Raw genomic sequence first — 13475 nt, 5'->3', positions numbered from 1 at the left:
GCCATCGTCAGGCCCTTGTCGATGGCGAGGCACTCGATCTGGTGGAAGACCGGCGTGTGCGTGGCGTCGAGGTCGTCGGTGCGGAACACCTTGCCCGGCGCGACGACGTAGATCGGCGGCTCCTTCTCGAGCATCGTGCGGATCTGCACCGGCGAGGTCTGGGTGCGGAGCACGAGGCCGGAGTCGACCGGGTCGAGGAAGAAGGTGTCCTGCATCTGCCGGGCCGGGTGGTCCGGACCGAGGTTGAGGGCGTCGAAGTTGAGCCACTCGGCCTCGAGCTCGGGCCCCTCGGCGACCTCCCAGCCCATCCCGACGAACGAGTCGACGAGCCGCTGCGCGACGAGCTCGATCGGGTGCCGCGCCCCGAGCCGGCGACGCAGGACCGGGACCGTGACGTCGACCCGCTCCTCGACGAGGATGCGCTCGTCGCGCTCGGCCTCGAGCTCGGCCTGCCGGGCGGCGAGGGCCTGGCCCACCCGGCCGCGGGCCTGCCCGACCCGCTTGCCGGCCTCCGCCTTGGCGCTCGGCGGCAGCGCGCCGATCTCCCGGTTGGCGAGCGCGAGCGGGCTCTTCTCGCCCTGGTGCGCGATCCGGGCGGCCTTCAGCTCCTCGAGCGACGACGCCGCGGCGATGGCGGCGAGCGCCTCGGCAACGGCGGCCTCGACGGCGGCCGGCTCGAGCGCGGCGACCTCGACGGGGTCGTAGTTCGTGTTCGGTCCTGACATGGGATGCGGGTCGCTGCTCTCGTTGGGGTTCTCGGTGAGGGTTGTTCGTGACCGTTGTGCCTGACGGGTACACCCGCCCGGGTCACGCCACAGGCGGGTGGAACACGAGCCAGTCTAGAGCGGGGCCCGAAGCGGTGACGGCGACGGTCACGCGGGCCATCGGCACGCTCCCGCCGGCCTCAGCTCACCTCGGCCTGGGGTCGGGGATGAAGTCCGGCATGCTCGCCGGCAGGCGGACGGTGAACCGGGCGCCGCCACGGTCGGACGCGCCGACGACGACCGATCCGGCGTGCGCCTCGACGAGGCCCCGGACCACGTAGAGCCCGAGGCCCGTCGTCGCCGTCTCCTCCCCGTGCCAGAACCGGTCGAAGACCCGCTCCCGGTCCTCCTCGCGGACGCCGGGCCCGTTGTCGTCGACGTGGACGACCACTCCCGCCGGGTCGTCGCCGTCCCGGTCCAGGATGACCGTGACGTCGCCGCCGCCGTGGGTGCCGGCGTTCTCGATGAGGTTGAAGAAGACCTGCTCGAGCCGGTCGGCGTCGGCCCAGAGCTGGGGCACGCCCTCCCCTCGCGCCGCGGTGCCCAGGCTCAGCGTGATCCGGCTCGTCCGGGCCAGCTCGTGACGCACGACGTGCCGCCGGAGCAGGTCCTCGAGGTCGACCGGGCCGAGGCGCAGGTTGAGCCGGTCGGCGTCGAGGCGGGAGATGTCGAGCAGCTCGGAGATGAGCCGGGTCAGGCGGGTCGCGTCGGACTGGATCGTCTCGATCATGAGGCGCTTCTGCTCGTCGGTGAAGCGGTCCCATCGGCGCAGCAGGCTGCTCGTGAAGCCGGTGACGGAGGTGAGCGGGGCGCGCAGCTCGTGGGCGACGGTGGCGAGGACGGTCGCGCTCTCGCGCTCCGCACGCTGCCGGGCCGCCGCGTCCCGGAGGCCGAGGAGGACCCGCTCGACGTCCCCGCCGCGCTCGAGTCTGATGTAGCGGGCCGTCACCAGCAGGTCCCGCCCGTCCGGCCCGACCAGCAGCTTCTCGCGGTGACCGGTGCGGGTAGCGAGGCCGTTCCACGGCTCGGAGTAGGCCCACCAGTCGCGGCCGGACTTGTCGCAGAGCGGCAGCCCCTTGGTCACCGGCCTGCCGAGGAGGTCGTCCCGCTCCAGGCCGAGGATCCGCAGAGCCTCGGTGTTGACGTAGCGGATCACCTCGTCCCGGCCGACGACGACGAGCCCGTCGGGCAGGAGCTCGGCCATATTGTCCACGGGCATCGTGGCGCCCGGGTCGGACGGCAGCGAGCGCTGGGTGGCCATGATCCGCAGGATAGCGACGGGGCGCCGCGCGTGGCGCTCAGCGGCCGCCGCGATGGCGCGCCCCGGCCGAGGCGTAGAGGCAGAGGGTGGCCGCCATGGCGAGGTTGAGCGACTCGGCGAGGCCGTGGATCGGGACGCGGACGACGTCGTCGCAGCGGGCGCGGAGCTCCTCGGGCAGCCCCCAGGCCTCGTTGCCCATCACCCAGGCGTGCGGGCCCTCGAGGTCGGCGTCGGGCAGCAGGGTGGTCCCGGCGCCGTCCGCGGCGAGCCGCCGGATCCCCCGAGCGCCGAGGGCGCCGAGGATCTGCTCGACCGGGACGCCGACGACGACGGGCAGGTGGAAGATCGAGCCGGCCGTCGACCGGACGACCTTGGGCGCGTAGACGTCGACGCTGGCGTCGCTCACCACGACGAGGTCCGCCCCGGCCGCGTCGGCCCCGCGGATGACGGTGCCGGCGTTGCCGGGGTCGCGCACGTGGGTGAGGACACAGACGACGGCATCGGGCGGCAGCGCGTCGAGCGCGTCCTCGAGCGTGAGGGCAGCATTGCGGCATACCGCGACGATCCCCTGCGGGGTCTCGGTCTCGGCCATCGCCGCGAGCACGTCGGGGCTCGTCTCGTGGACGTGCAGCCCCGCGCTCGTGGCGCGCTCGATTATCCCGGTATGCCGCTCAGCCGCCTCCGGGGTGACGTAGACGTCCCTGACGTGGTCGGCCCGGTGCGTGACGGCCTCGCGGACCGACTGCGGGCCCTCGGCGAGGAACAGGCCGGTGCGGGAACGCACCGAGCGCCGCGACAGCGCCCGGACGGACCTGACCCGGTCGGAACGCGGGTTGGTCAGCGCGGGGTGTCGCGGCGCTCGGTCGAGGCTCACGCCTGGCTCAGGGCGCGGCTCAGGCGCTCTTCGCCTCGGCCGCCTGGGCCGGCACGTTCGCGCGGGCGACCTCGACGAGGGCGGCGAAGGCCGGGGCGTCGTTGACGGCGAGGTCCGCGAGGATCTTGCGGTCGACCTCGACACCGCCGGCGCGCAGGCCCTGCATGAAGCGGTTGTAGGTCATGCCGTTGGCGCGGGCCGCGGCGTTGATGCGCTGGATCCAGAGGCGGCGGAAGTCACCCTTCTTGGCGCGACGGTCGCGGTAGGCGTAACCGAGCGAGTGGGTGACCTGCTCCTTGGCCTTGCGGTAGAGGCGCGAGCGCTGGCCGCGGTAACCGCTGGCCCGCTCGAGAACGACGCGACGCTTCTTCTGGGCGTTGACCGCCCGCTTCACGCGTGCCACGTGAGTACTCCTTCGTTGGTGCTGGCGCCGGGGCCCGGGTGGCCCTCCGGCTCAGCGAGGTGCTGATGGGTTGGGGACTCGGCTCACTTGCCGAGGAGCTTCTTGACCTTCTTGGCGTCGGCCGGGGCGACCTCGACGTCGTTCGCGATGCGGCGGGTGTAGCGGGAGGACTTGCGCTCGAGCAGGTGGCGGCCGCCGGCCTGCTCCCGCATGACCTTGCCCTTGCCCGTGAGGCGGAAGCGCTTCTTGGCGCCGCTGTGGGTCTTCATCTTCGGCATGAGTGCCGATCTCCTTCGTTTCGTGCCGGACGTGCGCAAGGCACGTCCGGCTGGTCAGGGACGGGGCGCGTGGCTCCCGTCCGGGTCACTCCGCCGCCGTCGCCTCGGGCGTCGCCTCGGGCTCGTGCACGGACTCCTGGGCCGCGGCGTCGCGGGCGCGTCGCTGCTCCGCCTTCGCCTCGGACTTCTTCTTCGTGGGGGCGATCACCATGATCATGTTGCGGCCGTCCTGCTTGGGGGCCGACTCGACGTAGCCGAGCTCGACGATGTCGGTGGCGAGCCGCTCGAGCAGGCGCCGGCCGAGCTCGGGGCGGGACTGCTCCCGACCGCGGAACATGATCGTCACCTTGACCTTGTCACCGGCCTTGAGGAACCGCTCGACGTGGCCCTTCTTGGTGCCGTAGTCGTGCGGGTCGATCTTCGGTCGGAGCTTGATCTCCTTGATGACCGTGTTGACCTGGTTCTTGCGGGCCTCCCGGGCCTTCATGGCGGCTTCGTACTTGTACTTGCCGAAGTCCATGAGCTTGGCGACGGGGGGCTTGGCCATGGGGGCGACCTCGACGAGGTCGAGGTTCGCCTCCTCTGCGAGACGGAGCGCGTCCTCGACGCGCACGATGCCGACCTGCTCACCGTTGGGGCCGACCAAGCGCACTTCCGGGACCCGGATGCGCTCGTTGATTCGAGGCTCGCTGATGTGTGCTCCTAAGTTCGTTGGTGTCGACCTGACCCACAACGAGAAAAAGGCTCCCCGTGTGTGCACGAGGAGCCCACGGAGACGTATGCCGCCGAGCTGGCTCGGCGTCATACGGCGCAGCGGGTGCCCTGCGGGGACACGTCACAGCGCGGAACGGACCCCGCAACCGGAAGGTCGACGCGGGTGGAAGCGGGCTTCTCTTGCACGCCGCCTCCGGCTCACCGACAGGTGTCGGCACGTCGGGACGGCTGGTCAGTGCTCAAGGATAGCAGCGGGGGCGGCCGGTTCCGAATCGGCATGCCCGGGCCCCGGCGTGCGGCGGCTCGTCAGGGCGCCGACCGCGGCGACGGCGAGCCCCACGATGGAGACCACGAGGAAGCCCCACTGCCACCCGCCGCGGTCGATCGCCATCCCGGCGATCGGCGCACCCAGAGCCGATCCGGCGGTCATGGCGGAGCCGTGCCAGCCCATCATCTCGCCGCGGAACCGCTCGGGAACCACGCGGCTCAGGTGCTCGACGGTTGCGGTCACGGTCGGTGCGCAGAGCAGACCGGAGACGGTGATGAGGACGGCGAAGCTCGGCACCCCGGAGGCGATCGCCGCGGGTGCGGTCACGAGGGCGAGCCCGCCGAGCAGCCAGTAGACCGAGACGGACCGGTGCCACGCGCCGTAGAGCAGCCCGCCGACGAGGGAGCCGAAGCCCCAGAGCGCGAGGACCCAGCCGATCGCCTCCGCGCGGCCGAAGTCCCGCAGGGCAGCGACGACGCCGACGTCGGTGCCGGTCAGCACCACCGTCGAGGCCATCGCGGCAACGTAGACGACGGCAACCGGCATCGTGATGAAACCGCGGAAGGCACGCCGGGCTGGCTGGATGACCGCCGCCGCAGGGGAGCCGGCCATGGCTGCGGCCTCTGCCACCTCGGCGGTGGGGTCAGCCACCTCGGCGGTCGGGTCGGCCGTGGCGGCGTCCGCGCCTCCCTCCGCCGGCTCGTCGCGGAGCCGCGGGTTGTAGAGCCAGAGGACGACGCCGACGGCAACGGCCGTCATCTCGCACGTGAAGAGGGCCCACCCGGTGTGCCAGACGGTGGCGAGCCAGACCCCGACGGTGGGCCCGACCATGAAGGACAGCTCGGTCGTCGCCGAGTCGAGCGAGAGCGCGGTGCGCCGCTGCGACTCCGGCACGGACCGGAGGATGACCTGGCGCAGGATCGAGAAGGTCGGCACCACGAAGAGGCCCGCGAGCGCCGCGAGGGCGAGCAGCGGGGCATAGTCGACCCACGGGGCCACCGACCAGCAGAGGGCCTGCACGACGAGCGAGGGCGCGACCGTGCGCCGCAGCCCGATCCGGTCGAGCAGGCGACCGCGCCACGGGCCGGAGATCGCGACGGCGATGGTCGAGGCCGCGGTGACGAGACCGGCCTGGCCATAGCTGCGGTCGAGGTGGGCGACGACGTGCAGCGTGAGCAGGACCCCGCCCGCCCACATGGGCACGCGGATGAAGAAGCCGAGCACGAGGATCCGCCGCAGGTCGCGGACGGCCAGCACGTGACGGTAGGGGCGCAGGTCCATCCCGAGAGGATCGCACCCCGCACCGACACGGGGCATCCGCGTTTCTCGTCGCGGACGGCCCGGCCCCGCGCAAAACCTTGTCGACGCGCGGGAAGAGGGGAAGGGTGGGGGCATGGCGAGACCCTCCGGCAGACAAGACCTTCCTGCGGCCCCCGACCCGAAGGCACCGCAGGACATCCGCAACGTCGTCCTCGTCGGGCCCGGCGGCGCCGGAAAGAGCACCCTGTTCGACCATCTCGTCGCGGCTCGCATCCCCGGCCACCGCCCCCGGGAGGGGGAGCACGAGCGCTCGACCTCCATCACGACCGCCGCCCTTGAAAGCAACGGCGTGACGATCAACCTCATCGACACTCCCGGCTTCCCCGACTTCATCGGTGAGCTGCGCGCCGGCCTGCGGGCCGCGGACGCCGCCGTCTTCGTCATCTCCGCAGCCGACGAGATCGACCGGCCGGTATCGCTGCTCTGGCGCGAGTGCGCCTCCGTCGGGATGCCCCGGGCCGTGGCCGTGACCCACCTCGACCAGCCCCGGGCCGACTTCGCCCAGACGGTCGAGACGTGCCGCCGTGTCTTCGGGGACGCGCAGGCGACCCACTGGCCGGTCCTCGCGGACGGCGACGTCGGCTCCATCATCGGCCTGCTGACCGGCGCCACCGACGAGCACGACGAGGCCCGCGGGGCGCTCATCGAGTCGATCATCGAGGAGTCCGAGGACGCGTCGCTGCTCGACCGCTACCTGGAGGGCGAGCAGCTCGACACCGACACGCTCATCGCCGACCTGCGCACCGCCATCAACAGGGGCAGCTTCTTCCCCATCGTGCCGGTCGCCCCGCGCAGCGACGTCGGGGTCCCCGAGCTGCTGGGCATCATCGAGAACGCCTTCCCCGACCCGAGCGTGTCCTGGCTGCCGCCGGTCCACACACCGGCGGGAGCGCCCATCAAGGACGTGACCTGCGACCCCGACGGCCCCCTGGTCGCGCAGGTCATCAAGACCTCGACCGACCCCTATGTCGGGCGCCTGTCGCTCGTGCGGGTCTTCTCCGGCCGTCTCGACGTGGACCAGGGCGTCCACGTCTCCGGGCACATGGGCGACTTCGTCGGCCATGAGGTCGAGGGCCACGACGCGCACGACGAGGACGAGCGCGTCGGGCCGCTTGCGAGCCCGCTCGTGGACGGCCACCGGCCGGTCTCGCACGGCATCGCCGGCGACATCGTCCTCGTCTCCAAGCTGTCCCGGGCCGAGACCTCGGACACGCTCTCGTCGACGGACCGCCCGGCCGTCGTCGCCCCGTGGCTGCTCCCTGAGCCGCAGCTGCCCGTCGCGATCAGGGCCGCGACCAAGTCCGACGAGGACAAGCTCGCCGGTGCCCTGCAGCGGCTCGCCGCCGAGGACGTCACGGTGCGGATGGAACACTCGTCCGACACCGACCAGATGGTGCTCTGGACGATGGGGCAGGCCCACCTCGACGACCTCGTCGCGCAGCTCGCCGACCGCTATGGCGTCACCGTGACCGCCGAACCGCACCGGACCGCCCTCCGGGAGACGTTCGTACGCAAGGTGTCCGTCCAGGGCCGGCACGTGAAGCAGTCCGGCGGCCATGGCCAGTACGCGGTCTGCCAGATCGAGATCGAGCCGCTCCCCCGGGGCGCCGGCTTCGAGTTCGTCGACAAGGTCGTCGGCGGCGCCGTGCCCCGCCAGTTCATCCCGTCGGTGGAGAAGGGCGCCCGGGCCCAGCTGGAGAAGGGCCTGCTCACCGGCCATCCCGTCGTCGACGTCCGGGTGACCCTCGTCGACGGCAAGGCGCACTCGGTCGACTCCTCCGACGTCGCCTTCCAGACCGCCGCGGCGCTCGCCCTCAAGGAGGCGGCCAACGAGTCGACGATGGCGCTGCTCGAGCCCATCGACAGCGTCGCGATCACGACGGCCGACGAGTACCTCGGGTCGGTCATGTCCGACCTCCGGGGCCGGCGCGGACAGGTGGTCGGCACGGAGCCCGGCGAGGAGCAGGGGTGGACGGTCGTGCACGCGGAGGTGCCCTCGGCCGAGCTCTCCCGCTATCCGATCGACCTGCGGTCCGTCTCGCACGGCACCGGCTCGTTCACCCGGGAGCCGTTGCGCCACGACCTGCTGCCGCCAGACAAGGTCAAGGCCCTGCTCGCCCCGTCCTGACGCCGGGGGGTCAGACGCGGACGAGCATCTTGCCGATGTTCTCGCCGTGGAGCAGGCCCAGGAAGGCGTCCACGGCGTGGTCGAGGCCGTCGACGAACGTCTCCCGTGACGTGAGGGACCCGTCGGCGAGCCAGCCGGCGGCGCGCCTCCAGTACTCCCCAGCGAGGTCCTGGTGGTCCCCCACGAGAAAGCCCTGGATCCGGCCGCGGGTCTGGATGAGGCGCGCCAGGTTCTTGGGCCCCGAGGCCGGCTCGGTGGCGTTGTAGGCCGAGATCGCACCGCAGATCGCGATCCGCCCGTGCAGCCGGAGAGACCCGATCGCCGCCTCGAGGTGCTCGCCCCCGACGTTGTCGAAGTAGACGTCGATCCCGTCCGGCGCCGCCTCGCGCAGCAGGCGGCTCACCTTGCCGTCGTGGTAGTTGAAGGCGGCGTCGAAGCCGAGCTCGTCCCGGACGTAGGCCACCTTCTCGTCCGATCCGGCGCTGCCTATCACGCGGGAGGCGCCCAGGGCCCTCGCGACCTGGCCCGCGACCCCACCGACCGCTCCGGCCGCACCGGAGACGAAGACGATGTCGCCGTCTGTCAGGTTCGCGATGCGGGTCAGCCCGGCGTATGCCGTGAGGCCCGTCATCCCGAGCACCCCCAGGTAGGCCGATGCCGGCGCGGCCGTCGTGTCGACGATTCTGGCCGACCGCGCGTCGACGACGGCGAGGTCGCGCCAACCGAGACCGTGCAGCACGTGCTGTCCCGGCTCGAACCCCGCGCCGCGGGACTGCTCGATCACGCCCACGGCGCCGCCGAGCATCGGCTCGTCGAGGGCGTAGGGCGCTGCATAGGACTTCGCGTCGCTCATCCGGCCACGCATGTACGGGTCGACGGACATGACGACGTTGCGGACGAGCAGCTGCCCGTCCTCCAAGGGCGGCAGCTCCCGCTCGACCAGCTCGAAGTCGGACGGCTCAGGCCACCCCACCGGCCGCGACCGCAGCACCACCTCACGTGCGTCCATGTCCACCTCTTCTGCTCCATCGTCGGACCCGGGCTCGCTCCCACGGTACGCGGCCGGCCACGCGCCCCGACGAGCGACGTTTGTGGTCACTGGGGTCGTGCAGGCCCTCGTCATCATCGGCATCGCCTACGCGGCCGGGGGCCGGTCCCCGAGCCCGGGCAGGGGCACCGCGCCCACGCTCCTCGCCGCGGTCCGGCTCACGGTGCGCCGGAAGCCCACGCTCCGGGGGCGCCGCGGAGCGAGATACGACCTGTCACGGGATGAAGAGGGAGATGGCGTGGATGAGCATGCCGATGAGGCCACCGACCAGCGTGCCGTTGATGCGGATGAACTGCAGGTCGCGCCCGACCTGGAGCTCGACCCGGTCGGCGGTCTCCTTGCCGTCCCAGCGCTCGATGGTGTGGCTGATGACCCGGGTCAGCTCGGTGCCGTAGCGGTCGACGGCGTACACCGCCGCGTCGCAGATCCGCGCGTCGAAGCGGTCGCGCAGGTCGCGGTCGGCCAGGAGCCGTTCCGAGAGCGCGAGCACCTCACGCACGCCGCGGGCCCGGACCGGCCCGTCCGGGTCCTCGAGGGCGGAGATCGCCACCCCACGGAACGACACCCAGAGCGACATCGCCGTCGCCGAGACCTGGGGGTGCGACAGCAGGCGCTCCTTGAGCCGCTCGGCCTTCTCTTGCGTGACGGCATCGTGCTGGAGGTTGTCGGCAAGGTCGGTCAGCAGCTTGTCGAGGGCGATCCGGACGGAGTGGTGCGGATCGGCCCGGATGTCGGCGAGCCACTTGAGCGCCTCGGTGTGGATCCGGCGGGCCACGAGGTCGTTGACGGCCGCCGGGACCCACACGGGGGCCCGCTGGATGATGAGTGACTCGAAGAGATCCTCGTTGTCGACGAGCCACCCCCGCCCCTCGTCGAGGGTGAGGTCGACGAGCCCGCGGTGCGCGTCGTCGCGGACCACCTGGTCGAGCAGCCCCCCGGCGAGGGCGCTGATCGGCTCACGCTTGAGGCGGGGCAGCACGGCCTGCTCGATCACGGCCTGGACGTCCGCGTCGGGGATGCGCTGCAGTGCGTGGGCGGTGACGGTCGCGACCTCGTCGACGAGTCGCTTCGCGTGTCGCGCGTCGCTCGCCCACTCGGCGAGCCGCTGGGTCGGCTGGGCGTCGAGGACACGGTCGCGGATGATGTCCTCGCGCATGAAGTTCTCGGTGACGAACTCCTCGAGGCTTCGACCGATCATCTCCTTCTTCCGCGGGATGAGGGCCGTGTGCGGGATGGGGAGGCCCAGGGGGTGCCGGAAGAGCGCGGTGACCGCGAACCAGTCCGCGCAGGCGCCGACCATGGACGCCTCCGCTCCCGCGTTGACGAAGCCGAGGATGCCCTGCTCCCGTCCCCGGGTCACGACGTAGACGATGGCCGCGAGGACCAACAGGCTGGTAGCGACCATCCGCATCCGCCGCAGGTCGTGTCGTCGCTGCGCGTCCAGGGCCGGGTCCACCATGAGGCCAAGCGGTCCGCTCACGGGCACCTCCTCGTCACTGTTCACCCCGGCCACCGGTCCGGGGCGCTTCCTGCCCTGTGCCCATTCGGCCAGCCGGCGCTCGTCAGGAGTGTGGTCAGTCGGCGGCCTCGAGAGCAAAGGTCAGCGCGTCGATCCTCGCACGCGTTTCCCCGTCGCTCGCAATCCGCTCCCCGATCCGGGTCGCGATGGCGCTGACGTCGTCCGCCCCGAGCCCGGTCCGGAGCCCGAGGACGACCCGCAGCACGCCACCACCGGCGGGCGCGCCCGCCTCGAGCCGGTGCCCCTGGACGTCCGGCTCCTCCGCGCAGGCCCGGCCGACAGCGGTCGCGACGTGGGTGTCGAGGTGGCTCGGCCGCCACTCGCGCTGCTGGGCCAGGGCCCAGAGCATGCTCGAGCGCAGCACGACGGCATGGGCCGAGGCGACGTCGACGACGAGCACGTCACAGCCCTCGCTGACGGCCGCCTGCGCGGCCGAGGCCGCGGGCACGGCGACCGGCCGCGCCGCCGGGTCCCACTCGGCGAGCGAGGCGAGTGAGGAGAACATCGGCAGCGCCCGGGACCCGTCCGGTGACGTGAGCGTCACGGTCGCCATGTCGCTCCTCGTGTCGGAGACGAGCCCGTCGCTCTCGGTCACCTCGGTGGCGACGGCGACGACCGGCACCAGCCACCGGGCGCCGGCGATGCGGCGCATGGCCGCCGCCTCGGTCTCCGGAGCCGGGCCGCCCTGCAGGGCGCGCAGCGCGGCGACGAGCCCGGGCTGGGCCTCCCCCGTGTCCCCCGCGAAGCCGTGCGTCGGGATCGTCTTGCCGGACCACGCCTGGCCGGCCGAGTCCGCGGGGCGGCCGTCGGCGTCGACGTGCGCGAACTCGCCGTCGGCCGGCCCACGGGCACGGTCCGTCATGATCCCGGTCGCCCCGCGACGTCGAGGGCCTCCGGCAGGGTGAAGCCGCCTCGGTAGAGGGCCGAGCCGACGATCGCGCCCTCGACACCGTCACCGACGAGCCCACGGAGCGCACGGATGTCGTCGAGCGTCGAGACCCCGCCCGAGGCGACGACCGGTCGGTCCGTCCGGGTGCACACCTCCTTGAGCAGCGCGACGTTGGGCCCCTGGAGCATCCCGTCCTTGTTGACGTCGGTCACGACGTAGCGGGCGCAGCCCTCCGCGTCGAGGCGCTCGAGGGTCTCCCAGAGGTCGCCCCCGTCGCGGGTCCAGCCGCGCGCGGCCAGCGTGGTGCCCCGCACATCGAGCCCGATCGCGACGCGGTCGCCGTGCTCGGCGACGATGGATGCGGTCCACTCGGGGTCTTCGAGCGCGGCCGTGCCGATGTTGACCCGTCGGCACCCCGTCGCGAGCGCGGCGTCGAGCGAGGCCGCGTCGCGGATGCCGCCGGAGAGCTCGACCTTGATGTCGAGCCGGCGGACGATCGAGTCGATCACATCACGGTTGCTGCCCCGGCCGAAGGCCGCGTCGAGGTCGACGAGGTGCAGCCACTCGGCCCCCTGGTCCTGCCAGGCCTTGGCAGCCTCCCACGGGTCGCCGAACTCGCCGCCGCTGCCGGCGACGCCCTGGACGAGCTGGACCGCTCGCCCCTCCGAGACGTCGACGGCCGGGAGCAGCTCGAGGCGGGGCAGGTCAGTCATGGGGTGATCTCCTTCTCGCTTCAGGATCGGGGGTGCGGCTCACCGGAGGCCGGCGACCCAGTTCTCGAGGAGCTGCAGGCCCGCGTCGCCGGACTTCTCGGGATGGAACTGGGTGGCGCTGAGGGGCCCGTTCTCGACGGCGGCGACGAACCGCGCGCCGTGCTCGGCCCACGTCACCGTCGGCGCCACCACGGCGAAGGCGCCGGTCGCGTCGAGGGTCCAGGACTGCACGGCATACGAGTGGACGAAGTAGAAGCGCTCCTGCTCGACGCCCTTGAAGAGGCGGGAGCCGGGACCGGCCTCGACCTCGCTCCACCCCATGTGCGGGACGATCTCGGCGGGCAGGCGCTCGACCGTCCCCGGCCACTCCCCGAGCCCCTCCCGCGGTGTGTCGGAGGGCTCGCTCGAGCCGTCGAACATCACCTGCATGCCGACGCAGACGCCGAGGACGGGACGGCCACCGGCGACACGGCGCTCGATGATGCGCGGGCCGAGCACCGCGGCGAGCCCTGCCATGCAGGCATGGAAGTTGCCCACGCCCGGCACGAACAGGCCGTCGCACTCGAGCGCCGCGTGGGGCTCGGCCGTCAGCTCGACGGCGGCGCCGACGCGTTCGAGCGCGCGCACGGCGGAGCGGACATTGCCGCTGCCGTAGTCGAGGACGACGACCCGCGGGGCTGGAAGGGTCATGTCAGAGGGCACCCTTGGCGCTCGGGATCCCGTGCACTCGCGGATCGGGCGCGACGGCAGCCCGGAGCGCCCGTGCGACGGCCTTGAACTGGGCCTCGACGATGTGGTGCGGGTCGCGGCCCGCGAGCACCCGGACGTGCAGGCACAGCCCGGCGTTGTAGGCGAACGACTCGAAGACGTGCCGGGTCATGGACCCGGTGAAGTGGCCCCCGATGAGGACGTACTGCTGCCCCTCCGGCTCGCCCTCGTGGGCGACGTAGGGTCGCCCGGCCACGTCGACGACCGCCTGGCAGAGCGCCTCGTCGAGCGGGACGGTGGCGTCGCCGAAGCGCGAGATCCCTGACTTGTCACCGAGGGCCTGGCGCAGGGCCTGGCCGAGCACGATGGCGGTGTCCTCGACGGTGTGGTGGACGTCCACGTCGATGTCGCCGGTCGCCTTGACGGTGAGGTCGATGAGCGAGTGCTTCGCGAGCGAGGCGAGCATGTGGTCGTAGAACGGCACGCCGGTCGAGATGTCGGACTGACCCGTGCCGTCGAGGTCGAGGGTGAGCTCGATCGAGGACTCGCTCGTCGTGCGGCTGATCGTGGCCGTGCGGCTCATGCCCG

General features: G+C 72.4%; 14 protein-coding genes. 1 reads left to right on the top strand and 13 read right to left on the bottom strand.

The features are described from left to right. The 7 genes from ACTHJJ_RS07105 to ACTHJJ_RS07075 form a co-directional block, all read right to left on the bottom strand. On the bottom strand, positions 1-725 hold a 725-nt coding region (locus ACTHJJ_RS07105; RefSeq protein WP_440302240.1), incomplete at its 3' end, for a tRNA ligase subunit PheS family protein. A 184-nt stretch (positions 726-909) separates the two neighbouring features. Continuing rightward, positions 910-2025: a sensor histidine kinase gene (locus ACTHJJ_RS07100; protein ID WP_440302239.1), complete on the bottom strand. Its 1116-nt coding sequence runs from the start codon at positions 2023-2025 to the stop codon at positions 910-912. 37 nt (positions 2026-2062) lie between these two features. Then, on the bottom strand, positions 2063-2899 hold the full coding sequence (locus tag ACTHJJ_RS07095; RefSeq protein ID WP_440302238.1) for a TrmH family RNA methyltransferase: 837 nt from the start codon (positions 2897-2899) through the stop codon (positions 2063-2065). A gap of 19 nt (positions 2900-2918) precedes the next feature. Beyond that, positions 2919-3302: a 50S ribosomal protein L20 gene (gene rplT / locus ACTHJJ_RS07090; protein WP_440302237.1), complete on the bottom strand. Its 384-nt coding sequence runs from the start codon at positions 3300-3302 to the stop codon at positions 2919-2921. Between the two features lie 83 nt (positions 3303-3385). After that, on the bottom strand, positions 3386-3580 hold the full coding sequence (gene rpmI, locus ACTHJJ_RS07085) for a 50S ribosomal protein L35 (protein WP_034719222.1): 195 nt from the start codon (positions 3578-3580) through the stop codon (positions 3386-3388). Between the two features lie 85 nt (positions 3581-3665). Next, the gene (infC, locus tag ACTHJJ_RS07080) at positions 3666-4232 is read right to left on the bottom strand and encodes a translation initiation factor IF-3 (protein ID WP_440302236.1); all 567 of its coding nucleotides are present in this window, start codon (positions 4230-4232) and stop codon (positions 3666-3668) included. A gap of 294 nt (positions 4233-4526) precedes the next feature. Next, a complete protein-coding gene (locus tag ACTHJJ_RS07075; RefSeq protein WP_440302235.1) occupies positions 4527-5843 on the bottom strand; it encodes an MFS transporter in 1317 nt (438 codons plus the stop codon). Positions 5844-5955: 112 nt separating this feature from the next. Between ACTHJJ_RS07075 and ACTHJJ_RS07070 the strand changes: the two genes are divergently transcribed. Continuing rightward, entirely contained in the window at positions 5956-8010 is a 2055-nt protein-coding gene (locus ACTHJJ_RS07070) for an elongation factor G-like protein EF-G2 (protein ID WP_440302234.1), read from the top strand. Between the two features lie 10 nt (positions 8011-8020). On the opposite strand, the gene ACTHJJ_RS07065 is transcribed toward ACTHJJ_RS07070, so the two are convergent. The 6 genes from ACTHJJ_RS07065 to hisB all read right to left on the bottom strand — a co-directional run bounded on the left by ACTHJJ_RS07065 (position 8021) and on the right by hisB (position 13470). Beyond that, the gene (locus ACTHJJ_RS07065; protein WP_440302233.1) at positions 8021-9019 is read right to left on the bottom strand and encodes an NADP-dependent oxidoreductase; all 999 of its coding nucleotides are present in this window, start codon (positions 9017-9019) and stop codon (positions 8021-8023) included. 253 nt (positions 9020-9272) lie between these two features. Further along, positions 9273-10538, bottom strand: coding sequence for a DUF445 domain-containing protein (locus ACTHJJ_RS07060; RefSeq protein WP_440302232.1), 1266 nt, complete (start codon positions 10536-10538; stop codon positions 9273-9275). Positions 10539-10632: 94 nt separating this feature from the next. Further along, positions 10633-11439, bottom strand: a complete 807-nt coding sequence (locus ACTHJJ_RS07055; protein WP_440302231.1) for an SseB family protein — start codon at positions 11437-11439, stop codon at positions 10633-10635. Next, positions 11436-12179 (bottom strand): bifunctional 1-(5-phosphoribosyl)-5-((5-phosphoribosylamino)methylideneamino)imidazole-4-carboxamide isomerase/phosphoribosylanthranilate isomerase PriA, encoded by a 744-nt coding sequence (gene priA, locus ACTHJJ_RS07050; protein ID WP_440302230.1) that lies wholly within the window; start codon positions 12177-12179, stop codon positions 11436-11438. Before priA ends, ACTHJJ_RS07055 begins: the two co-directional genes overlap by 4 nt. 39 nt (positions 12180-12218) lie before the next feature. After that, positions 12219-12869 (bottom strand): imidazole glycerol phosphate synthase subunit HisH, encoded by a 651-nt coding sequence (hisH, locus tag ACTHJJ_RS07045; protein ID WP_440302229.1) that lies wholly within the window; start codon positions 12867-12869, stop codon positions 12219-12221. 1 nt (position 12870) lies between these two features. Further along, positions 12871-13470 (bottom strand): imidazoleglycerol-phosphate dehydratase HisB, encoded by a 600-nt coding sequence (hisB, locus tag ACTHJJ_RS07040; RefSeq protein WP_440302228.1) that lies wholly within the window; start codon positions 13468-13470, stop codon positions 12871-12873. Positions 13471-13475 lie beyond the last annotated feature (5 nt).

This window comes from Intrasporangium sp. (assembly GCF_051961875.1).
Lineage (GTDB): Bacteria > Actinomycetota > Actinomycetes > Actinomycetales > Dermatophilaceae > Intrasporangium_A.
Note: the sequence above shows the minus strand (reverse complement) of the source record. Positions and strands in the feature narration are given on the sequence as shown.